This window comes from Accumulibacter sp., from assembly GCF_029255285.1.
In the GTDB taxonomy this organism is placed as follows: Bacteria; Pseudomonadota; Gammaproteobacteria; order Burkholderiales; family Rhodocyclaceae; genus Accumulibacter.
Genome location: NZ_JAPUVI010000085.1, coordinates 87,079 through 108,670, shown reverse-complemented (window position 1 = coordinate 108,670; position 21,592 = coordinate 87,079). Strand labels below are relative to the sequence as shown.

The following is a 21,592-nucleotide window of genomic DNA, read 5'->3' as shown; positions in this document are numbered from 1 at the left end:
GACTATTCTTCCCAATCCACAATGTGACTCATGATGGCATCGGCGACACCGTCTACACGAACCCGCCGCTGCTCGCCCGTTTGCTGACCCGGTGTACGCAGAAGTTTCAGCGTCACTTCACCGGCGTTGGCTTCGTCATCTCCGACGATGATGGCGAAACTGGCCCCCGAAGCGTCGGCTTTTTTCATCTGCGCCTTGAAGCTGCCACCACCGCAGTGAAACAGGACATCGATTCCCTGGTCGCGCAGACTTTCGGCGACCCGAACGGCGAGGCGTGAAGCAGCCGTTCCCTGATGCACCACATAGACATCGACCGCCGCCGCTTTGGCTTCACCGCCCGCCTCGCGAATCAGCGCGATCAGCCGCTCGACACCCATCGCAAAGCCGCAGGCCGGCGCCGGCTTGCCGCCCAGTTGCTGCACCAGGCCATCGTAACGACCGCCGGCGCAAACCGTTCCCTGCGCGCCGAGACGATCGGTCACCCACTCGAAAACCGTCAAGTTGTAGTAATCGAGGCCACGTACCAGTCGCGGGTTGATGGTGAATGGCTGGCCGACGTCGCGCAGCACCTGCTGCACTCCGTCGAAATGCGCCATCGACTCCCTGCCGAGGTGGTCTAACAGTTTCGGCGCGCCGGCGATAAGCTCCTGCAAGGCGGGGTTCTTGCTATCCAGGATGCGCAGCGGGTTGGTGTGCAAGCGTCGACGGGCATCGTCGTCGAGCAGATCGCGGCAACGTTCGAAGTAGTCGATCAGCTCGGCACGGTGGCGTGCCCTTTCGGCCGGCTCGCCCAAGGTATTGATCTGCAGCGCGATGCCGTCCAGCCCGAGGTCGTTCCACAGGCGGGCACCCATCAGAATCTGCTCGGCATCGACATCGGGGCCAGCAAAGCCGAGAGCTTCGACACCGACCTGGTGGAACTGCCGGTAGCGCCCTTTCTGTGGACGCTCGTGACGGAACATCTGGCCGAAGTAATACAGCCGCTGCGCCTGCTGGGCCATCAGGTTGTGCTGGATAGCGGCGCGTACACAGCCGGCCGTACCTTCGGGGCGGAGCGTCAATGGCTCGCCATTGAGGCTGTCGACAAAGGAATACATCTCCTTTTCGACGATGTCGGTGACTTCGCCGATCGCACGCTTGAAAAGCGGTGTCGGCTCGACGACCGGCAAGCGGATCGGGCGATAGCCGTAGCTCTTGAGCCATGAACGTATGGTCTCCTCGAACACCTCCCAGAACTCCGCTTCATCGGGCAAGATGTCGTTCATTCCGCGCACGGACTGGATTTTCGCAGCAGTCATTGGGCAGCCGACTTTCCCCGGTAAGTACGTGCCACGTAGGATTCGACGATGGCGATGAATTCCTCGGCGATGCGGTCGCCGCGCAGGGTGACCGTCTTCACGCCGTCCTCGAAGACCGGTGCGGCCGGGGCCTCTCCGGTACCCGGCAGGCTGATGCCGATGTTGGCGTGCTTGCTCTCGCCCGGCCCATTGACCACGCAACCCATGACGGCCAGGGTCATGTTCTCGACGCCGTCGTGTTCGAGCCGCCAGTGTGGCATTCGCCGACGCACATGTTCCTGGATCGATTGCGCCAGCTCCTGAAAGAAAGTGCTGGTCGTCCGGCCGCAGCCCGGGCAGGCGACGACCATCGGAGTAAAGGCGCGCAGGCCCATGGTTTGCAACAACTCCTGCGCAACGATCACCTCCTGCGTTCGCGGACCATCCGGTTCCGGGGTCAGCGAGACACGAATCGTGTCGCCTATGCCTTCCTGCAGCAGGACCGCCATCGCCGCAGCCGAAGCGACGATCCCCTTGGAGCCCATGCCGGCCTCGGTCAGACCCAAATGGAGAGGATAGTCGCAGCGGCGCGACAACTCCCGGTAAATGGCGATCAGATCCTGAACTCCCGAAACCTTGCAGGAGAGAATGATACGGTCGCCCGGCAGGCCGATTTCCTCGGCCCTCGCCGCCGACTCGAGTGCCGAAGTGACCATCGCTTCGCGCATCACCTCGATCGCATCATGCGGCGGCTTCCGGCGCGCGTTCTCGTCCATGATCCGCGCCAGCAAGTCCTGATCGAGGCTCCCCCAGTTAACGCCGATACGTACCGGCTTGTCGTAGCGACACGCAATCTCGATCATCTGGACGAACTGTTCGTCGCGTTTTCGCCCGTGTCCGACATTGCCCGGATTGATCCGGTACTTGGCCAGCGCCAGTGCGCAAGACGGGTGTTCCGCCAGCAGGCGATGGCCGTTGTAGTGGAAGTCGCCAATCAACGGCACATCAAGTCCCATCCGGTCGAGGTGGGCACGAATCGGCGCCACCGCCGCGGCGGCTTGCGGCGTGTTAACGGTGATGCGCACCAGTTCGGACCCGGCGCGCGCCAGTTCCGCGCATTGAATCGCGGTCCCGAGTACGTCGACCGTGTCCGTGTTGGTCATCGACTGTACGACCACAGGCAGGCCGCCGCCGACCCGGACATGGCCCACCTGGACCAGGCGCGTCGACCGCCGCGCGACGCCGGGCAGTGGCCTGCTCACAGTTCCGCCCGCCCAACCCGCGGTCATTCGATCGTCAGCCGCGCAACATCACCCTTGCTGTACGGCGCCAGGTCGATCGCCCGACCGCGGTACTGGACCGTCACCTGCGTCGCGTTCCCCACCACCAGCGAAAACGGCGGTTGTCCCTCGACGAGCCGCTGACTACCGGCCGAACCCACCTCGGACAGCAGGATTTGGCCGGCCCCATCGCGCACTTCCACCCAGGAGGGCTGCACGAAACCGAGTTTCAGGCCATCACCGGCAAGCGGCGTCGGCGAGACTTCAGACAGCACCGTCGCTTTCGGAGCCACCAGCACGGTGACCGATTCGCCGGCCGCCGCCTTGGGCGCGCTGGCCTCGACCGGCGCCGGCTGGAGCGCGGTCCTTTCGTCTGCGACGGAAGCCATGCGGCCACCGATCAGCTTGTTCAGCTGCCACTGCCAAGCGTCCGCCGGGACGAAGAAGTAGGCCAGCACGACGAGCACCAGCAAGACCACGCCGGCAAGAATCGCCAGCAAGTCACGCCGTTCCACACGTCTCGTCGACTGCGGCAGACTGACCGACGTCCCGGCCGATACTTCGAGCTGCACCGTCTGCGGCAACTGTTCGGCGTCGAGCGCCTGCATCAGCGCGCCGGGATCGAGATTCAAAAGGCGGGCATAGTTACGAACGAAACCGCGGATCATCGTATTCCCTGGCAAGGACGCCCAATCTTCAGCTTCCAGTGCCTCCACCTGCCGCGGACCAAGCTTGAGCGACAGCGCGACCTCGGCCACCGTGAGGCCCCGTGACTCGCGCGCCGCGCGCAGCCACTCGCCAACCCGGCCAGCGTCTGGCACCGACACGTTTAATGCCGACGACGATGACACCGATGCCAGAGTCGATGGCCCTGACTCAGCCGATTCTGGAAGCTTGGATTGTTCAGTCATTCAAAGTTGCCTTTCAGCAGTTCCTCGGCCTCCGGCGAGAGCGGAAAGCGGCGCCGCAGTTGCGAAGTCCAGCGCGCCTCGGCCTGACGATTGCCCAGTTTCCGCTCGATCCTGACCAACAACCACAGTGCCTCGGCGCTTGGCTCGGCCTTGCGCACCAGTTCCGAGGCCTGTTCACTGGCCAGTTGCAGATCACCGCGCCGGTAGTTGATGCCGGCAAGCTGCAACTGGGCCTGCGGGTTTCCCGGCGTGAGGCGGAGGCTCTGCTGAACGAAGGTTTCAGCGCTTTCAAGGTCACCAAGCTTGGCGTAGCAGGCCCCGGCATTCAAGTAGGCCCTCTCCGGTGTTTCGTAAAGAGGATTCTTGAGCGCGCGCTGCAGATAGCCGATACCTTCCTTTTCCCTGCCGATCTGACAGAGAAACCACCCGTAGTTGTTGCTGATCTCCGGATCGGCTCCATCAAGACTCAGCGCACGCTGGAAATCCCGGTCGGCGAGGCTCATCTCGCGAATACCGAAGTGCGCCAAACCGCGGGTGCTGTAAGCCTTGGCATAGTTCGGATCGATGTCGATGGCAATCAGCAACTCCTGGAGGGCTACCGCGAGGTTGCCGCTCTGCAGATAGAGCGCACCCAACTCGGTATGCAGCTTGGCTCGCGTGCGGGCATCGCGAGGCGCGGTCGGCCGGCGAGAGTCGGTCTCTTCCTCGACCACCTGCGGCTTAGCGACCGGCAATATGCCGGCCGACGAACAGGCACCCAGCAACAGCAAGCCGGCGGCCGCCAGGACGATCTCTCTCATCGGGAAACCTGTTGCTGGTCGAAGCGCAGCAGAAAGCCACGCGGCGCAGTGCGCCGCGTTCGGTCGAGGACCTGTCCGGCAAGTTGACCACAAGCGGCATCAATATCGTCGCCACGTGTCTTACGGGTCGTCGTCACCACTCCGGCATCGATCAGGATTTCGGCAAAGCGGCGGATGCGCGGCGACGGCGAACGACGGTACGGTGAACCAGGAAACGGATTGAAGGGAATGAGGTTGAACTTGCATGGCACGTCGCGGGTCAGGTCCAGCAACTCGCACGCTTGCGCGTCGGCGTCGTTGACTCCGTCCAGCATGACGTACTCGAAAGTCACGAAATCGCGTGGCGCCCGCTCGAGATAGCGCAGGCAAGCCGGCATCAACTCGTGCAGCGGATACTTCCGGTTGAGCGGCACCAGTTCATCGCGCAGCCGATCGTTCGGCGCGTGCAGCGATACCGCCAGAGCGACCGGGCACTCGTCGCGCAGCCGGTCGATCGCCGGTACCAGACCGGCGGTGGACACCGTCACCCGACGGCGCGACAGGCCATAGGCGTTGTCATCGAGCATCAGGCGTAGCGCGGTGACCGTCCGCTCGAAGTTGGCCAACGGCTCGCCCATGCCCATCAACACGACATTGCTGATCAGGCGCTCGTCGTCGCCCGAAGCGTGCCGCGCACCCAGCGCGTGTCTGGCCTGCCATAACTGGCCGACAATCTCCCCCACCGTCAGATTGCGGTTGAAGCCCTGCTTGCCCGTGGAACAGAAGGAACAGTCGAGCGCGCAGCCGGCCTGCGTAGAAATGCACAGCGTGCCTCGCCCGGCTTCGGGAATGAAAACGGACTCCACGGCGTTGCCACCGCCGACGTCGAAAAGAAACTTGCGCGTCCCATCGTCCGAGACGCTGTCCCCGATCAGCTTAGGCGGCAATACCACCGCCATCGACTGCAGCTTCTCGCGCAGACCTTTGGCAATATCGGTCATGGCGCCGAAATCGGTCTGCCCGAAACGATGCAGCCAGCGCAACACCTGCTTGGCGCGAAAAGGCTTCTCACCGTGTCCGGCGAAAAAAGCCGTCAGGCCCGCAGCATCCAGATCGAGCAGGTTGACCGTCACGAGAACCGAATGCCTGGGCTCAGCGGCCGGAATAAACGCTCATGGCCGGAAAGAAGAAAGCGATCTCGACCCTCGCCGTTTCTTCGCCATCCGAACCATGCACGGCGTTGGCGTCGATCGACTCGGCGAAATCGGCGCGGATCGTTCCCGGCTCGGCCTTCTTCGGATCGGTGGCGCCCATCAGTTCGCGGTTCTTCGCAATCGCTCCCTCGCCTTCCAGTACCTGGATCATCACCGGCCCGGAAATCATGAACGAAACCAAGTCTTTGAAGAACGGACGCTCTTTATGTACGGCGTAGAAGGCCCCAGCCTCCTGCGGCGACAACCAGGCCATCTTGGCGGCAATGACCTTGAGGCCATTGGTCTCGAAACGGGAGTAAATCTTGCCGATCACGTTCTTCGCGACGGCATCGGGTTTGATAATGGACAGGGTACGTTCGATGGCCATGATTCATTCTCCAAGCACGGTGGGGGTCGAAAACGACGAGAAATCATATCTCTATAAACATAACCTTAGATTATACCAAGAGACGCGCACGAATGCCCAGCCTGAGCCTTGTCCAACCTGCACTCCCTATGGCTGCCGTGCCCGAAGCCAACCACTGGACGATGGTGCTGACCGGCTTGCTGCTCCTCAGCACGCTGGCGCGCCGCTGCCTGCTTAACAAGACTGGTTGATGCTGGCCTGCGCTGGCGGCGCTGGTCGCTCAGCGTAAGTAGGGCGCGAGCGGTGCCAGCACGCGGCGTGCGCCGTCAAGGCTCAGATGATTGTCGTCGTAGTACATGGCCGCGCCGTCCAATACCGCATAGCAGAAGGACGCGTCACACAGCTGCCGCGCCGGATCAAGCTCGATCAGCCTCTCGCTCCAGGGCAGGCTGCGCAAACGCGCATGGATGTACTCGCTGCGGGCCTGGAAATAACCGATGGAGGTACCGCGCTCGAAGTGGCTGTCGGCGAAGCGGCTGGCAAATAGATGCTTCTGCACACTGCGTCCCAACTCAGGGATAGGCCCCATCACGAAGACACGCTTGCCGGCCCGCTGTAGTCGGGCAAGCAGTGCCTCGAAATTGTGCCACAGCAGTTCGCGCGAAGCCGCAGCATCATGCCCATCGATGCGCAGACCGCCATCGGGCAAGCGGGGGTACCCGTCGAGTTGATTGCCGAACCAATGCTGGTTATAGCGAAAGACCACCAGCACATTCTCGATGCCCGCATCGCCCTCGATGCGCTCGATCGCCCGGTTCTGCCAAGCCGTGCAACCCGGCAGTCCGACCACGCTCAGCAGCGCCGGCGGGCAGCCGCTGAAGCTTAAGTGCAGCACGCCCTGCTGGCTCGCACGCAGGACCTCCGCCAGTGCATAGGCCGGCTCGATCCCATGGCTGTCGCCGAGCACGGCCCAGCGGATGTCGGCACCGAAATAACGGCAGGCCTCACGTGGATCCCGGAAGCTCCTGCCCCGAGTATCACAGTCGGCCCTCATCGGACTCGGCACCGCCGTCGCCGCAAGACGTCTGGTCGCGCCGTCGAGCCGGCTGGGAAGCCCCTGGCCGGCATGCGCCAGCAGGCCCACACCGATGAAGCTCAACGAGCCGGCAAACGAAAGTACGAAGATGGCACGCCGGCCGATTCGTCGCCTATTGCGCAACGGTACCTCGACATAACGCCAAGTGAAATAGGCCAGGACCAGGCTCAGCACCGATAGTGCAGCGAACATGCCGCCTCCCGGCTGCTCCATCAGACAGAGTCTGGCAAAGGCGAATAGCGGCTGGTGCCAAAGGTAGGCGCTGTAGGAGAGCAGCCCCACCCCCACCACCGTACGCAGTGACAGCACCCGTCCGGCCAGCGTTGCAGGGCCGGCATAGCCTAGCACCAGGGCCGTGCCCAAAGTCGGCAGCAAGGCCGGCAGCCCCGGCACCGCAGTTTCGCTGCCGAAACAGAAAACCGCCGCGGCAATCAGTGCCAGGCCCAGCAGCGAGAGCAGTTGCGCCACCGACTTGCTGACACGCTGATGGAGCGGCTGCGTCTGCGAGACGAAAGCCAGCAAAGATCCAATAAGTAGCTCCCACGCCCGCGACGGTGCCAGAAAGAAATTCGCCAGAGCATCGCGCGGCTGCAACCACACGGACCAGGCCAGCGAGGCCAGCAGCACGGCAGAGAGAACCGCCATCTGGCGGCGCCTGCCCAGACGCCAGATCAGCATAACCAGCAGCGGGAACAGCAGGTAGTACTGCTCCTCCACGCCCAGACTCCAGGTGTGTAGCAGCGGCTTTTCTTCGGCAGCTGCGTCGAAATAGCCGCTGGTCAGCCAAAACAGCACGTTGGAACCGAATATGGACACGGCCACCAGGCTCTGGCCGAACTCCTTGAACTGCTTGGGCATCAGCAAGAACCAGGCGGCCAGCAGCGAAACGAGCATCACCAGGAATAGCGCTGGAAGAATGCGCCGAGCCCGCCGCTCGTAAAAAGCCACCAGACTGAAGCGCCCGCTCTGGCGTTCAGCCAAGATGATCGATGTAATCAGAAAGCCACTGATCACGAAGAAGATGTCCACACCCACATAACCGCCCCCGAAGCCCGGTATGCCGGCATGAAACAAGATCACTGGCAGTACGGCCAGCGCGCGCAGACCGTCGATCTCTGGGCGGTAGGTATGTGCGCTCACTGAAGTCACGGGCAATCAAGCGATGGCATGAGGATCAAGTCCGAAAACTACAGTAAATCGAGCGTCTTGCAGAACTCGCCCTGCGGGGCAGATCTTTCGCGGCTGAAGGCGGCAGCGGAGGACGCGGGCGGCCACTTCTGGCATGATGCGGTCATCGAGACCAACATCATAACGCCCCCCCCAACGGATACTACCCAAGCGCGACAGATCATGCAACGGTGGCACGTGATTCAGCACGAGCGGCTGCCCGAGTTGGCGGAGCAATTCGGCGGACTGACGCCGAAACTGGAGAAGGTGATCCACACGCTGGAATGGGTACGCATCGAGGAATTCACGGGAACATCATGGTGTGAGGTGGGACGTCCGCCCTTCGAGCGAGCGTGGCTGGCGAACGCTATTGTGGCCAAGGCGGTGTTGGGGCTGGCGACGACGGCGGGGCTGCTTGAGCGGCTGATGATCGATCGTTCGCTGCGCCGGATCTGTGGTTTCCCCCTGTGCACGAAACTGCCTTCCGAGGCCACCTTCGCGCGCGCCTTCGACGAGTTTGCCGAAGCCGGCCTGGGCCCACGCGTGCATGAAGCCCTGATCAAGGAACATCTCGGGGATCAGCGGATCGGGCATGTCAGTCGCGACGGCACGACCATCGAAGCTCGCGAACACCGCTCCCGAAAAGAAGCGCGCGCAGCGGAATCAGCCGCCACGGCACAAACTGCCCTGTTGCCGGCGGAAGAGGGCCCTGGCGAAACGCCGGTGCTTGAAACGCCGGCACCGGCAAGAAAGCGGGGCCGCCCGCGGCGTGATGAAGCGCGTTCGGCAGCGAAAGAGTCCCCGATCAAGCGCCAACGCGGGCAAGCGTTGGCGCAAATGCTCAACGAGATTCCCACCGCGTGTGATCGCGGTACGAAGTGAAATGCCCAAGGCTATAAGAACAGCTGGCGCGGCGACAAGCGGCATCTCGACACCGCCAACTGTGGCGTACCGATTGCGGCGCTGCTTTCCAGCGCCTCGATACACGACACCCTGGCGGCCATACCGCTGTCGCCGATCAGCGCCAAGCGCCTGACCCACCTGTACGACTTCATGGATGCCGCTTATTGCCGCAGCGAATTGCCTGAGCACAGCCAGAGTCTTGGCCACGTTCCCTTGATCGATCACAATCCACATCGTGGCACGAAGATCGAATTCCCGCCAGCCGAAGCAATCCGCTACAACGAACGTACCGCCGCCGAGCGCCGCAACGCGCGGCTCAAGGACGAATCGGCGGTCAGTCCCTCCGGGTTAAGGGCACTACCAAAGTGATGGCCCACCTGATGTTCGGCATCCTGGCGCTGCCCGCGGATCAGTTGATGCGATTACGACAATGAGCTCCTGCTTTCCCTCTCCGGCTACTGTGCATTCGATGATGCAGGAGGAGGTTCGCGCCGAAGGATAAAAACTATGCCATCAGGTTAGCCAATCGGCAACCGAAACCTCTCGCACCAGACAAATCGCTCCCCGAGGATGAATGCTGCAGCGCAGCAACTCGCGCGCGGGAAGTTTTGCAAAAGGCTCAATCGGGTGGCCTGGCAACCACCGGTTCAGTTTGGCAAGATCACGTTGTCAATGCGTTGATCGGCCAAAGGAGAGAAGCGATGGCTGGATACGAGCCTAGCGTAAGAAAGGAGTTGCTGCCAGGCTTGCCTGACCGCTTTCACCATCCAGCCGCACTGAGACGAACAGGCCGCGAACAGCCTTGCCAAGCCTGTTCGCGCACTCGGCTTGGGGCAACCAGCGGCGACTGGCGCCGCCTTGTCAGTTCAACCAGCAATCCCGATCGACCACGTCTCGCACCCGGGAATCGGACCACCCGGCAGGCTACGGGTCGGCGCAACCTGCAACGGCTTCCCATCGCCGCCAACCGCGCTCGAGTACACTTACCATCGCCATGATGTAAAAACCCCAAACGCCCTGCAAACCAAAAAAGCGCGCCTACGGGCTTCCCCGTAGGCGCGCTCGGTGTCCGGGCTAACCGATCTTCTTCGCTACATCATGCCGAGCTTCTGCGGCAGCCAGGTCGATAGGATCGGCACGTAGGTCACGGCGAGCAGGAAGGCCAACATCGAAAGCAGCCATGGCCAGACGGCAACGGTCAGTTCGGTGATACCCATCTTGGTGATCCCCGAAGCGACGTAAAGGTTAAGTCCAACCGGCGGATGGCACATTCCCACTTCCATGTTCACCACCATCAGGATGCCGAAATGAACCGGATCGATTCCCAGTTTCATCGCTACCGGGAACAGAATCGGCGCAAAAATCAGCACGATCGACGACGGCTCCATGAAGTTGCCAGCCAGCAGCAGGATGATGTTGACTGCCAGCAGAAAAGCGATCACCCCCAAGCCGTGGCCCAGCATCCAGTCGGCCAGCGCCTGCGGGATGTTTTCGTTAGTCATGATGAACGAAAAGAGAACGGCGTTGGTGATGATGTAGAGCAGCATCGCCGACATGTTGGCCGAGTTGAGCAGCACCCGCGGCACGTCACTCATCGACAGGTCCTTGTACACGAACACGGCGACGAAGAAGGCGTAGACCGCACTCATCGCGGCCGCCTCGGTCGGCGTGAACAAGCCGCTGTAGATGCCTCCCATGACGATGACGATCAGCAGCAAGCCCCAAACCGACTCGCGGAACGCCTTGAGGCGCTGCGCAAAGGTCGATTTCGGCAAGCGCGGGTAGTCGAATTTCTTGGCTCGATACCAGGTGACGCCGCCAAGAACGCAGGCCAGGGCAATTCCGGGAATCACACCGGCCATGAACAGGGCGCCGACCGAGGTGTTGGTCGCCACCGAGTACATGACCATGACGATCGAAGGCGGAATCAGGATCCCGAGAGCACCGGAGGTGGTGATGACGCCAGCGCCGAACCGGTTCGGGAAACCGGCTTTGACCATCGCCGGGAGCAGGATCGAGCCGATGGCCACGACGGTCGCCGGCGACGAGCCGGAGACGGCGGCGAACAGGGCGCAGGCCAGAACACCGGCCAGGCCGAGGCCACCGTACCAATGGCCGACCATCGAAGTAGCGAAAGCAATCATTCGTCGCGCCACCCCACCATGGGTCAGGAAATTCCCGGCCAGAATGAAGAACGGAATGGCCATGATCTCGAACTTCTCGATACCGGTAAACAGCTTGAGGGCGACCGATTCGAGCGGCACCTGGGTAAACATGAAGAGGAAGCTGAGCACCGTCAGGCCAAGCGAGATCGAGATCGGCATGCCGGTCAGCATGAGGCACAACAGCAATAGGAAAATGATCGCGGCGTTCATGACGACTTACCTCCCTTATCGACAGCATTGCCCGACGTCTCTTCGGGGTGACGCTTCCTGTAGGTCAGGTCATGCGGGTGCAGGTTGTCCTCCATCTGGAAAGCACTGACCTGGTCGGCAACCGGCTCCTCTTCGATTCCGTCGACATGGCCGTGATCATGGTGCGGCAACTCGCCGGTGCGCATGAAGCTCACCGCCACCTGCAGGAAGCGGAAGCACATCAGCGTGGAGCCGAGCGGAATGGCGCTATAGACGATCCAGGTCGGCCATTCGAGATCGGGTGTCGTCGGCCCCTCGGGAACATCGACCAGATCCCAACCCAGAGCAGTATACAAAGCGTAGTGAAAGCCGTTTTCCCAGACGAAGTGGGCACCGAGCGTACCGACGATGCCGGTGAACAGGGCGCCGGCAAGTAGGCCGAGGACGACGAACTTGGCGCGCAAGCGGCCGCTCATGCGGTTGATCAGCACGTCAACGCCGACGTGGATGCCCGTACGCACACCATAAGCTGCACCAAACTTGGCCATCCAGACGAACATGATGATGCACAGTTCCTGCGCCCAACCGAAGTTCAGCGACAACAGCCAGTCCTGCAAACCGGGAATGTCGTACCCCGAAAGGTAGCGGTGCATGACCGACAGGAAGATGATCAAGGTCGCCGCGCCCATGAGGAAGGTGATCAGCCATTCCTCGAGGTGATCGAGTATCTTCATTCAGAAAGCTCCTCCGCCTGCTTGAAAAAAAGCCCGTCGGGTCAGGCGTCCCAACGGGCCGTTTCTCTCGTCCTCCGCGCTCAGAACTTGCTTGGATCGAAACCGGTTTCCTTGTACACCGCTTGCAGCAAGTCCTTGCCGATGCGCGATTCCATCTTCACGTGCACCGGCGCCAGCGCCTTCTTGAACGCCGCACGCTCCTCGGCGGTCGGCGTGTGGACCTGCGTCTTGCCCGTCTTCTTCAGGGCTTCCAGATCCTTGTCGTTCTGCTCCTTGGCGATCTTGTTGGCGTACGCCGTCGCTTCCTTCATCGCGGCCTCGAGTTGTCCGCGCACGTCGGCCGGCAGTCCTTCCCAGAACTTCTTGTTCACGATCACGGCGTAGCCAAGATAGCCGTGCTCGGTCAATGCCAGATGCTTCTGCACCTCATACATCTTCTGCGTGTAAAGGTTGGAAATCGGGTTCTCCGCGCCGTCGACGACGCCGGTCTGCAGCGCCTGATAGACTTCCGAGAAGGCCATCACCTGCGGCAGTGCGCTAAGTGCCCGGATTTCTTCTTCGAGCACCTTGGACGACTGAATGCGGATCTTCTTGCCCTTGAGATCGGCCGGCATCTTGATCGGCGTATTGGCCGAAAACGACTTGAAGCCGTTGTCCCAGAACGCCAGGCCAACGATGCCCTTGGGTTCCAGCTTCTTGAGCAGCATCTGGCCGACTGGACCCTGCGTCACCTTGTGCAACTCGGCCGTGTTGTCGAAAATGTAGGGCAGGTCGAAAAGTTCGAATTCCTTGACGCCGAGTGGCCCGAACTTGGCCAGCGAGGGCGCGAGCATTTGCACCGCGCCAAGTTGCAGCGCTTCCATCTCCTCCTTGTCCTTGTACAGCGTCGAGTTGGCGTACACCTCGACCTTGGCCTTGCCCTTGGTCAGTTCGTTCGCCCGCTTGGCAAAGAACTCGGCGGCCAGCCCCTTAGGTGTGTCGAGCGCCACGACGTGGCTGAACTTGATGACGATCGGCTGCTGCGCGACGGCGGTCAGCGGTAAGGCGGACAGAGCGCCGGCAACGAGGCCGAAAAGCAGGGTAGAAAGCTTCATGGTTTGTCTCCTCCAGTGAACACTTGTTTGGAAAATGGGCCAAGCCCGTGCTGCGGCCGCCAATATCACAAGAAAAACCTCCGGCGCATATTGTGGAAATCCGCAATAGGCGGTAGTCGACCAAGGCTGACGCGCAGTCGCCGACGCTTGGCCGCTCGCTTTCGCCGAACCCACCCGCTACGGGAACTTCGGTAAGATGATCTGCCATGAAAGCCGCCACCGTCCCCTATCCCTGCGAGCGCCGACGCGATCGCCGCCGACCCGCGTCGCTCAAGTGGTCAAACTGGTACCTGTCGATCCTCAAGCTGGCGGTGGGTTCGCTGCTCGTCCTGCTGATCACGTTGCTATGGTTGCTGCACCGCAACGAAATCGACGAACAGCGGTCGACGCTGATCGCCGATGTCCTTTGGCTCGAGCAGAGCCTGCGCTTCCACCTCGAAGGCAACGCCGAGCAATTGCAGCAACTCGCCCTCGACCTCGCCCGAGCGAGGAACCCGAACGAGCTGTTCAATCTGCGCGCCCGTCACATTCTCAAGAACAACCCGGAAGTCCGGCAGCTTCTCTGGCTGGACCCCTCCGCCCGAGCCTTGCACGGCATGCCGACACCCGGCCTGCCGCGCACCGAGGATGCCTCGGGCGAAAATCCCATCCGTCGCTCGACCGAACTCGCGCGCCTCGGCAAACCCATTTACAGCGACGCCTACCGCAGTGCAGAGGCCGCGCAGTTCGAGGTCTATGTGCCGATCCTGGATGACGGGCGGTATCGCGGCACGCTGCTGAGCGTCTATTCGCTCAATGGGCTGCTCAAGCAACAGGTTCCGTGGTGGTTCGCCGAGAAGTATCAGGTTCGCCTGGTGGATGGCAACGGCAACCTGCTGGCCAGCAAATCCAAGATCGACGCCTCGCCGACGACGCTCAGCTACCCGGTCAGTTTCGACCCGCCCGGCTACGGAATGGTCCTTCAGGTGATCGCCTACCGTGGTGCCGGCAGCCTCGCGCAGACCTTGATCGCAACACTGATCATCGTCCTCGCGGCGGCCGTTTTCTGGAGCCTGTGGGCGGTACGCGGACTGATTCAGCGACGCCTTTCGGCCGAACAGGCGTTACGTTCGGAATATGCCTTCCGCAAGGCGATGGAGGACTCGCTGATGGTCGGCATGCGGGCACGCGACCTCGATGGGCGAGTCACCTATGTCAACCCCGCCTTCCTGCAGATGGTCGGCTTCAGCGCCGACGAACTGATCGGCAAGGAACCGCCGATGCCGTATTGGGCTCCGGAAGAGATGGAGAAGACGCTCCTGCTGCACAACAATGTGCTCGAGGGCAACGCGCCGCACGAGGGCTTCGAAATCCGTCTGATGCGCAAGGACGGCAATCGCTTTGACGCACTGGTTTACGAGGCGCCGCTGATCGACGCCGATGGCCGACAGACCGGGTGGATGGGATCGATCATTGACGTCACGGCGCGCAAGCATGCCGAGGAACTGGCCCGCCAACAGCATGAAAAACTGCAGAGCACGGCGCGCCTGGTGACCATGGGCGAGATGGCCTCGACGCTGGCGCATGAGCTGAACCAACCTCTGGCGGCGATCACCAGCTATAACGCCGGCTGCCTGAACAAGCTCGAATCCGGCGATTTCAACCCCGAGAAGATCAAGGAAGCGCTCGGCAAACTGGCCGTGCAGGCACAGCGTGCCGGCCACATCATTCGCCGCGTACACGACTTCGTGCGCAAGAGCGAACCCAAACTGGCGCCCTGCGACCTGGCCGAAGTCATTGACGACAGCATCGGTTTCATCGAAGGTGCCGCCAAGAGCCGCGGCGTGCGTATCGTGCGCGAGATTCAGGGCATGCGTCCCGAACTGATGGCCGACCAGGTGATGCTCGAACAGGTGCTGCTCAACCTGATGCGCAACGGCATCGAAGCGATGAGCGGGTCACCGGCCGAACGGCGGCGGCTGACGATCAAACTGAGCCACATCGAGAATCAGATGGAAACACGGGTGATCGATCGCGGCCCAGGGATTTCTCGCGAAGTAGCGGAAAAGCTGTTTACCCCCCTCTTCTCGACCAAAGCCGATGGCATGGGGATGGGGCTCAACATCTGCCGGTCGATCATCGAGTTTCACCATGGCCGCCTGTGGGTCGAGGCCAACCCGGAAGGCGGTTCGATTTTCGTCATTACCTTGCCCATCGACCGACCATGACCGCCCACGCCTACCTGATCGACGACGACGACGCCATCCGCGATTCGCTGAGCTGGCTGCTCGAATCGCGGGGCGTGCCCTGCCTGAGCTACCCGTCGGCCGAGGATTTCCTCGCCGCCTGGGAGCCTTCGCTCGCCGGCTGTCTGGTACTCGACATCCGCATGGACGGTATGAGCGGACCCGAGCTTTTCGATATCCTGAACGAGCGCGGCAGCAAACTGCCGGTGATTTTCCTGACCGGTCACGGCGACGTCCCGATGGCCGTCTCGGCGCTCAAGAAGGGGGCCTTCGACTTCGTCGAAAAACCGTGCAACGACAACGAACTCGTCGATCGCGTCATCGCCGCGCTGCAACTCGACGAGAATCAGCGCGTCGCGGCCTCCGACGCTGATTCGGTCAACAGCCTGGTCAACCGGCTGACGACGCGCGAGCGCGAAGTCATGGAACTGGTCCTCGCCGGGAAACTCAACAAAGTCATCGCCGACGAACTGCAGATCAGCATGCGTACGGTCGAAGTCCATCGCGCCAACCTTTTCGAGAAAATGGGCGTTCGCACGGCCGTCGAACTGGCGCAACGGCTGGCCGGCAAGCGCTAGGCGCAATGCGCCCGGCGACGATGCCGCCGAACGACGAATTCCCTAAACCTGGCGACTTTCCGTCCTTAGATGCTCACCCTCGACGATTTCGACTTCGCACTGCCCAGCGCCCTGATTGCGCAGCATCCGGCCGCCGAGCGGACGGCCAGCCGCCTGTTGCAGCTTGCCGACGGAACCTTGTACGACCGCTGTTTCAGCGATCTTCCGCAACTGCTCGCGCCTGGCGACCTGCTGGTGCTCAACGATACGCGCGTCATCAAGGCGCGCCTCTTCGGTCGGAAGGAGAGCGGCGGCGAGATCGAGGTTCTGATCGAACGCATCGTCGACGCGCGCCGCGCACTGGCGCACGTGCGGGCCAGCAAGTCACCGAAACCCGGCAGCCGGATCGTTCTCGAGGACACCATCGTGCTCGAAGTACGCGAACGTTGCGGCCATCAGGGCGAGTTGTTCGCACTTGAGCTCGTCGGTGACGGCGACCTCTGGGCTTTGATCGAACGCCATGGTCGACTACCGCTACCCCCCTACATCACGCATGCGGCCGACGGCGACGACGAGGCACGCTACCAGACCGTTTTTGCCCGCCATCCGGGTGCCGTCGCGGCGCCCACGGCGGGCCTGCATTTCGACCTGCCGCTGCTCGAGCAACTCGCGGCACGATCGATCGATCTTGCCTGGCTCACGTTGCACGTCGGTGCCGGCACCTTCCAGCCAGTACGCGTGCAGGCCGTTGCCGAGCACCGCATGCATGCCGAGCGTTTCGAAATTCCGCCACCGACGATTGCCGCCATCGCCCGCGCGCGCGCCAGGGGCAATCGGGTGATCGCCGTCGGGACAACCAGTCTGCGTGCGCTCGAGGCCGCCGCCCAGTCCGGCGACTTGCGCCCCGGCGCGGCCGAAACGGATATCTTCATCATCCCCGGCTATCGCTTCCAGGTCGTTGATGGGCTGATCACCAACTTCCATCTCCCGAAATCGACCTTGCTGATGCTCGTCTCGGCCTTCGCCGGCATCGACGCCATCCGCTCCGCCTACCGGCATGCGATCGGCCAAGGCTACCGCTTCTTCAGCTATGGCGATGCGATGCTGTTGCATCGCGCCTGATCCGACCCCCTGCCCCAGACCGGCTCCCAGACCCCACCCATGAATAATAATGCGACACTCAATGCGTCGGCTCTTGCGACACTCGAGCGACACGGACTCCGTCCCGACACCTACAAGGTGGCACTCGGCAGCGCGCTCTTATGGACTTCCCGGAATCAGACCGAATTGCATCGCTTGATGAGTCTGAGCGGGTTGTCGACCGATGCCGGCAAAGCCTTTTCGGCCGGCGACGTAAAAGCCGCCGTCAACCAACTGCGGGACAACGCGCTGCTGGTCGACGACCGCCAGCGGCCCGCCGCCTTTCAACTGGCGGACTCGCTGCGCGTGCCGTTGTATCGGCAATTGCTCGAGACGCACGAAGGTGACCGACTGGCTCAAGTGGTCGCCCGAATCGACGGCAGCGACCACACTCTGGCGAAATTGGGTCACCGCTGGTCACCAGGCTTTCCTTCGACGAGCATCGCCTATGTCCGCGCCAAGTTCCTCTCCGGCGCACCGAGCGAAGAACTCACCCACCTCAGAAACGTTGTCGCCCGCTCCGCAGACTGGGGATCCGTCGTCAGCCAAGCCCTCCTGTCGGCTTTCGACGGCACCAGCTTCGCCCGCATCGAACCGTCCTGGCGCTGGCAGATCGCTTGCCAGGCCGTAGCGACGATTTGCGTTTATTGGGCCGACGACTACGCCCCGGTCGCCGACTGGGCTTTCGCGCAACTCGCCGAGCACCCGGAGGAACTGACCACCGACCTGCGGGAGGTGCTCGGCGATCTGGCGCTGCAGTGCGGTGATCGTACGGCCTTCGAACTGGCCGTACGAGGACTCGACTATGGCCTGGCGAACGCCATGCGCGCAGCGCAACTCGCCATCGATGGCCAGTGGGCCGCGGCACAGCTCGCCTTCGAAGCCGCGCTCAAGCAGCGCAAGGGCGAAATCGGCGGCAACAAACAGTTTCTGCCGAACAGCTACGCCTGGTTCTATCCGCTGGCGCTGCTCGCCCAACAGACGCCCAAACATCTCGAAGCGGCGCGCAAGTTCTGCCTGGCCGAATCCGGCCGACGCGAGCCTCAGCCCTACGACAAGTGGGGAATCTGGGCGCACGCGATCGACGTGCGCCTCGGCCGAAGTGCTGTCGTCAGCTACGCCTTCCGCCCATCCGCCTATTCCGGCGGGCGCTTGTCACTCCACTCGTTATGGACGATGTTGCTGGCAGCCTGGCTGGGCAGCGAAGTGATCTCACCAGGCGACCCGGGATTACCGGCTATCGACTGGCGCGACACGATAGACGGTTTGCGCAAGCAACTGTCCGACTGCCGGCTGAATACCCTGCTGCGCCTGGTCGACGGTGGGCAAGCCGTACTCGAGGGGCGTGATCCGCCCAGCGCTTTCTTCATTGCCGGCCTTGGTGAGCGATGGCGGGAGGTTCTCGCGGCCTTGCAATCGCTAGGCGACGAGCAGGCGGTAGACGCCGGCGGCGAAGCGACGCGCCTGCTCTGGGCACTCGAGATCGACCGGCAAGGCAAGCTGCTGGCGATCAATCCGCTCGAGCAGAAGCGTGGCGCGCGCGGCTGGAGCCGCCCGCGGGCCATCGGTCTTGCCCGGATCGCCGGCAACGGGAAGCTGCCGACCTGGGATGCCAAGGTGGCGCGTGCGTTGCGCAGCGGGCCTGTGTACCGCAATCGCTACCGCCTCGACCTCGCTGTCGCGATCGTCGCCCTGGTCGGTCACCCGTGTGTCGTCCTGGCGGAGTCGCCGGACCAGCCCGTCGACCTGACCGAAGCGGCGCCGGAACTCGAACTGATTCAACAGGGCGACCGCTTCGTAATGCGCGTCGATCCCCCGTTGCGCCTGTCCGACGACGCCACCGGATATCCGCCGACAGCCGAGGAGCGCCGCGAGGCCGAGGCCTTGAGCCTTATCACCGTCTTGCCCGACGGACCGCAGCGTTTGAAACTGGTGCGTTTCACAGCGATTCAGAGGCAAGCGGCGCAACTCGTTGCCGGCCGCTTCGCCGTGCCGACCGACGCACCCGAGGCACAGCCGGCGCTCGAACGGACCCTCCACGCCCTGGCCGTACATTTCCGGATACACGCCGACTCGACACAGGCGACCCGCCAGGTAAGCAGCGATTCGCGCCTGCACGCCGAGCTCTCGCCGACCGGCGACGACCTGTCCCTGCGCTTGGTGGTCGCACCTCTCGGCGTGGAAGGACCGCGCCTGCCACCGGCTACCGGCCGGCTTCGCCTGCTGGCCGTACAGGGAAGCGAGACGGTCGGCACCGAACGTGATCTGACCAGCGAGCGTCGCCATCTCGATTCGGTACTCGACGCGCTGCCTTTCCTCGAGAGCGGCGAGGGCGTCAACGAGTGGTTGATCGAAGACCCGGAACAAGCGCTCGACCTTGTCGAAACGCTGCCCACGCTACCCGCCATCGCTGCCGTCGAATGGCCCAAGGGCAAGAGCGTTCGCGTCATCACCGTCGACACCCGGCAACTCGGCATGCGCATCCGTCGCGAACGCGACTGGTTCCGGCTGTCGGGGCAGGCCAGGCTTGACGAAGGTCTGGTCCTGGAACTCGAAGCCCTGCTCGGCGCGGCGCACGCGAAAACACGTTTCGTGCCCATGGGCAACGGCGTCTATGCGGCACTGACACGTTCGCTCAGACAGAAGCTGGGCGAACTGGCCGCCGTGCTCGAAACGGACAAGAACGGCGACAAGGTACCGACGATTGCCGCCGCCTGGCTCGACGAAGTTCTCGAGGGCACCGAAACCGAAGCGAGCAAGGATTTCCGCCAGGCGATTGACCGCTTGCGCAGCGCCTTGGCTATCGAGCCAAAGCTGCCGAGCTTGTTGCAGGCGACGCTACGGCCCTATCAGGAGGACGGCTACCAGTGGGCGATCCGCCTGGCGACGGCCGGCATGGGCGGCTGCCTGGCCGACGACATGGGCCTCGGCAAGACGCTGCAGGCGCTCGGCGTCCTGCTCGAGCGCGCCGCCGGCGGGCCGGCACTGGTCATCGCACCGACCTCAGTGTGCGGCAACTGGTTGGCCGAAGCGCAGCGTTTTGCTCCGACCCTCAACGTCCGGTTCTACGGCGAAGCGGCCGACGGCGAACGGGACGAACTGGTCAGCCAGGCGGGACCCCAGGACGTACTGATCGTCTCCTACACGCTACTCCTGCTGGCACAGGAACGTTTCGCCGGGCGCCGCTGGCACACGCTGGTGGCCGACGAAGCGCAAGCAATCAAGAACGCCGCTGCCAAACGTTCGCAGGCGGTCTTCGATCTGGTGGCGGATTTTCGCCTGGCGATGACGGGAACGCCGGTCGAAAACCGCCTGGCCGACCTCTGGTCGATCATGCGCTTTGCCAACCCCGGACTGCTGGGCAGCGTCCACCGCTTCAACGAGCGCTTCGCCGGCCCGATCGAGCGCCAACGTGACCGCGAGGCGCAGCATGTCCTGAAACGCCTGGTCGGCCCGTTCATCCTGCGGCGCACCAAGTCGGAGGTGCTGCAGGACTTGCCCGCACGCACCGAACTGATTCTGACCGTCGCCCCGGAAGCGGCCGAAGCCGCCCACTACGAAGCCCTGCGCCGCGCCGCGGCGGACGAGATCGATCGGACGCTGGGCGACGCACCCGAGGCCGAAGCACGTTTCAACATTCTGGCTCAACTTACCCGTTTGCGCCGAGCCGCTTGTGACCCACGACTGTGCAACCCGCAGTTCGGAATCACCGGCGCCAAGGTGCAAGCGTTCGCGGAACTGGCCAGCGAACTGATCGCCAACGGCCACAAGGCGCTGATCTTCAGCCAGTTCGTCGACTTCCTGCAGGTTCTGCGTGAACCCCTCGACGAGGCCGGAGTCCGTTATCAGTATCTCGACGGGACCACGCCTGCCACCGAGCGTAGCCGCCGGGTTGCGGCCTTCCAGGCTGGTGACGGCGACCTTTTCCTAATCAGTCTAAAAGCCGGCGGCTTCGGCCTCAATCTGACCGCCGCCGACTATGTCGTCATCACCGACCCGTGGTGGAATCCGGCGGCCGAAGACCAGGCGATGGGTCGCGCGCACCGCATCGGACAACGACGACCGGTGACGGTCTACCGCCTGGTCACCCGGGGCACCGTCGAAGAGCGCATCGTCGATCTGCACCACGAGAAGCGTGCGCTCGCCGACAGCATTCTCGCCGAAGGCGAAGCCAGCGCCCTGCCCTCGACCGAAGATCTGGTGGCACTGATTCGCGGCCAATGAACCCGGCCGGAAAACCCACAACTGACTTGCGGAGAAAGCTCGTCAGGCGCTAGAATTTGTATCGTCGATCCCGGTTTTCAGGCGTTGCCTGGCAATAGCGTATCGTGAGGAGCAGTATCCGATGAGCGAAGCGAAATGGCTGCAGTTCCTCACCCCTCGGCGCCAGCCGCTGCGCAGCCGCATTTGCTGCCGTGGCACGGTGGTACCGCAGGTCGAACTCGCTCGGCTCAACAGCCCTCCGAACCACGCTTGGCGTGGTATGGCGCGCGTCGACTGAGCACGCGGAATCGG

Annotated in this window: 15 protein-coding genes and 1 pseudogene; 6 read left to right on the top strand and 10 right to left on the bottom strand. The window is 62.9% G+C overall.

Annotated features, from left to right (window positions below; genetic code table 11):
- Positions 1-2 precede the first annotated feature (2 nt).
- The 7 genes from hisS to Q1M07_RS09760 all read right to left on the bottom strand — a co-directional run bounded on the left by hisS (position 3) and on the right by Q1M07_RS09760 (position 8,043).
- A complete protein-coding gene (hisS, locus tag Q1M07_RS09790) occupies positions 3-1,298 on the bottom strand; it encodes a histidine--tRNA ligase (protein ID WP_300453425.1) in 1,296 nt (431 codons plus the stop codon).
- A complete protein-coding gene (ispG, locus tag Q1M07_RS09785; protein WP_300453423.1) occupies positions 1,295-2,539 on the bottom strand; it encodes a flavodoxin-dependent (E)-4-hydroxy-3-methylbut-2-enyl-diphosphate synthase in 1,245 nt (414 codons plus the stop codon). The genes hisS and ispG overlap by 4 nt, the downstream gene beginning before the upstream one ends.
- Positions 2,540-2,562: 23 nt before the next feature.
- A complete protein-coding gene (locus Q1M07_RS09780; RefSeq protein ID WP_300453421.1) occupies positions 2,563-3,384 on the bottom strand; it encodes a RodZ domain-containing protein in 822 nt (273 codons plus the stop codon).
- A gap of 80 nt (positions 3,385-3,464) precedes the next feature.
- Positions 3,465-4,268, bottom strand: a complete 804-nt coding sequence (pilW, locus tag Q1M07_RS09775; protein WP_300453419.1) for a type IV pilus biogenesis/stability protein PilW — start codon at positions 4,266-4,268, stop codon at positions 3,465-3,467.
- Positions 4,265-5,380, bottom strand: a complete 1,116-nt coding sequence (gene rlmN, locus Q1M07_RS09770; protein ID WP_300453417.1) for a 23S rRNA (adenine(2503)-C(2))-methyltransferase RlmN — start codon at positions 5,378-5,380, stop codon at positions 4,265-4,267. The genes pilW and rlmN overlap by 4 nt, the downstream gene beginning before the upstream one ends.
- A 19-nt stretch (positions 5,381-5,399) precedes the next feature.
- Positions 5,400-5,828, bottom strand: coding sequence for a nucleoside-diphosphate kinase (gene ndk, locus Q1M07_RS09765; protein ID WP_300453415.1), 429 nt, complete (start codon positions 5,826-5,828; stop codon positions 5,400-5,402).
- Positions 5,829-6,087: 259 nt separating this feature from the next.
- Positions 6,088-8,043, bottom strand: coding sequence for an acyltransferase family protein (locus Q1M07_RS09760; RefSeq protein WP_300453414.1), 1,956 nt, complete (start codon positions 8,041-8,043; stop codon positions 6,088-6,090).
- Positions 8,044-8,253: 210 nt separating this feature from the next.
- On the opposite strand from Q1M07_RS09760, the pseudogene Q1M07_RS09755 reads away from it, so the two are divergent.
- Positions 8,254-9,407, top strand: a pseudogene (locus tag Q1M07_RS09755) (transposase).
- A 657-nt stretch (positions 9,408-10,064) separates the two neighbouring features.
- Here the strand turns inward: Q1M07_RS09755 and Q1M07_RS09750 are convergent.
- The 3 genes from Q1M07_RS09750 to Q1M07_RS09740 all read right to left on the bottom strand — a co-directional run bounded on the left by Q1M07_RS09750 (position 10,065) and on the right by Q1M07_RS09740 (position 13,155).
- Positions 10,065-11,348: a TRAP transporter large permease subunit gene (locus tag Q1M07_RS09750; RefSeq protein ID WP_300453412.1), complete on the bottom strand. Its 1,284-nt coding sequence runs from the start codon at positions 11,346-11,348 to the stop codon at positions 10,065-10,067.
- The gene (locus Q1M07_RS09745; protein WP_300453410.1) at positions 11,345-12,061 is read right to left on the bottom strand and encodes a TRAP transporter small permease; all 717 of its coding nucleotides are present in this window, start codon (positions 12,059-12,061) and stop codon (positions 11,345-11,347) included. Before Q1M07_RS09745 ends, Q1M07_RS09750 begins: the two co-directional genes overlap by 4 nt.
- 80 nt (positions 12,062-12,141) lie before the next feature.
- Positions 12,142-13,155 (bottom strand): TRAP transporter substrate-binding protein, encoded by a 1,014-nt coding sequence (locus Q1M07_RS09740; protein WP_300453408.1) that lies wholly within the window; start codon positions 13,153-13,155, stop codon positions 12,142-12,144.
- 206 nt (positions 13,156-13,361) lie between these two features.
- Here Q1M07_RS09740 and Q1M07_RS09735 point away from each other — a divergent pair, with 206 nt between their 5' ends.
- The 5 genes from Q1M07_RS09735 (at position 13,362) to Q1M07_RS09715 (ending at position 21,578) form a co-directional block, all read left to right on the top strand.
- A complete protein-coding gene (locus Q1M07_RS09735; RefSeq protein ID WP_300453406.1) occupies positions 13,362-15,362 on the top strand; it encodes a PAS domain S-box protein in 2,001 nt (666 codons plus the stop codon).
- The gene (locus Q1M07_RS09730) at positions 15,359-15,958 is read left to right on the top strand and encodes a response regulator (RefSeq protein ID WP_300453404.1); all 600 of its coding nucleotides are present in this window, start codon (positions 15,359-15,361) and stop codon (positions 15,956-15,958) included. The genes Q1M07_RS09735 and Q1M07_RS09730 overlap by 4 nt, the downstream gene beginning before the upstream one ends.
- Before the next feature lie 69 nt (positions 15,959-16,027).
- Positions 16,028-17,059 (top strand): tRNA preQ1(34) S-adenosylmethionine ribosyltransferase-isomerase QueA, encoded by a 1,032-nt coding sequence (queA, locus tag Q1M07_RS09725; RefSeq protein WP_300453402.1) that lies wholly within the window; start codon positions 16,028-16,030, stop codon positions 17,057-17,059.
- A 39-nt stretch (positions 17,060-17,098) separates the two neighbouring features.
- Positions 17,099-21,301, top strand: a complete 4,203-nt coding sequence (locus Q1M07_RS09720) for a DEAD/DEAH box helicase (protein ID WP_300453400.1) — start codon at positions 17,099-17,101, stop codon at positions 21,299-21,301.
- Between the two features lie 121 nt (positions 21,302-21,422).
- Positions 21,423-21,578 (top strand): hypothetical protein, encoded by a 156-nt coding sequence (locus Q1M07_RS09715; protein WP_300453398.1) that lies wholly within the window; start codon positions 21,423-21,425, stop codon positions 21,576-21,578.
- Positions 21,579-21,592 lie beyond the last annotated feature (14 nt).

Bases quoted from the DNA above. Each gene is read 5' to 3' on its own strand.
- hisS (WP_300453425.1), bottom strand. From the start codon at position 1,298: ATGACTGCTGCGAAAATCCAGTCCGTGCGCGGAATGAACGACATCTTG.
- pilW (WP_300453419.1), bottom strand. From the start codon at position 4,268: ATGAGAGAGATCGTCCTGGCGGCCGCCGGCTTGCTGTTGCTGGGTGCC.
- ndk (WP_300453415.1), bottom strand. From the start codon at position 5,828: ATGGCCATCGAACGTACCCTGTCCATTATCAAACCCGATGCCGTCGCG.
- Q1M07_RS09750 (WP_300453412.1), bottom strand. From the start codon at position 11,348: ATGAACGCCGCGATCATTTTCCTATTGCTGTTGTGCCTCATGCTGACC.
- Q1M07_RS09745 (WP_300453410.1), bottom strand. From the start codon at position 12,061: ATGAAGATACTCGATCACCTCGAGGAATGGCTGATCACCTTCCTCATG.
- Q1M07_RS09740 (WP_300453408.1), bottom strand. From the start codon at position 13,155: ATGAAGCTTTCTACCCTGCTTTTCGGCCTCGTTGCCGGCGCTCTGTCC.
- Q1M07_RS09735 (WP_300453406.1), top strand. From the start codon at position 13,362: ATGAAAGCCGCCACCGTCCCCTATCCCTGCGAGCGCCGACGCGATCGC.
- Q1M07_RS09730 (WP_300453404.1), top strand. From the start codon at position 15,359: ATGACCGCCCACGCCTACCTGATCGACGACGACGACGCCATCCGCGAT.
- queA (WP_300453402.1), top strand. From the start codon at position 16,028: ATGCTCACCCTCGACGATTTCGACTTCGCACTGCCCAGCGCCCTGATT.
- Q1M07_RS09720 (WP_300453400.1), top strand. From the start codon at position 17,099: ATGAATAATAATGCGACACTCAATGCGTCGGCTCTTGCGACACTCGAG.
- Q1M07_RS09715 (WP_300453398.1), top strand. From the start codon at position 21,423: ATGAGCGAAGCGAAATGGCTGCAGTTCCTCACCCCTCGGCGCCAGCCG.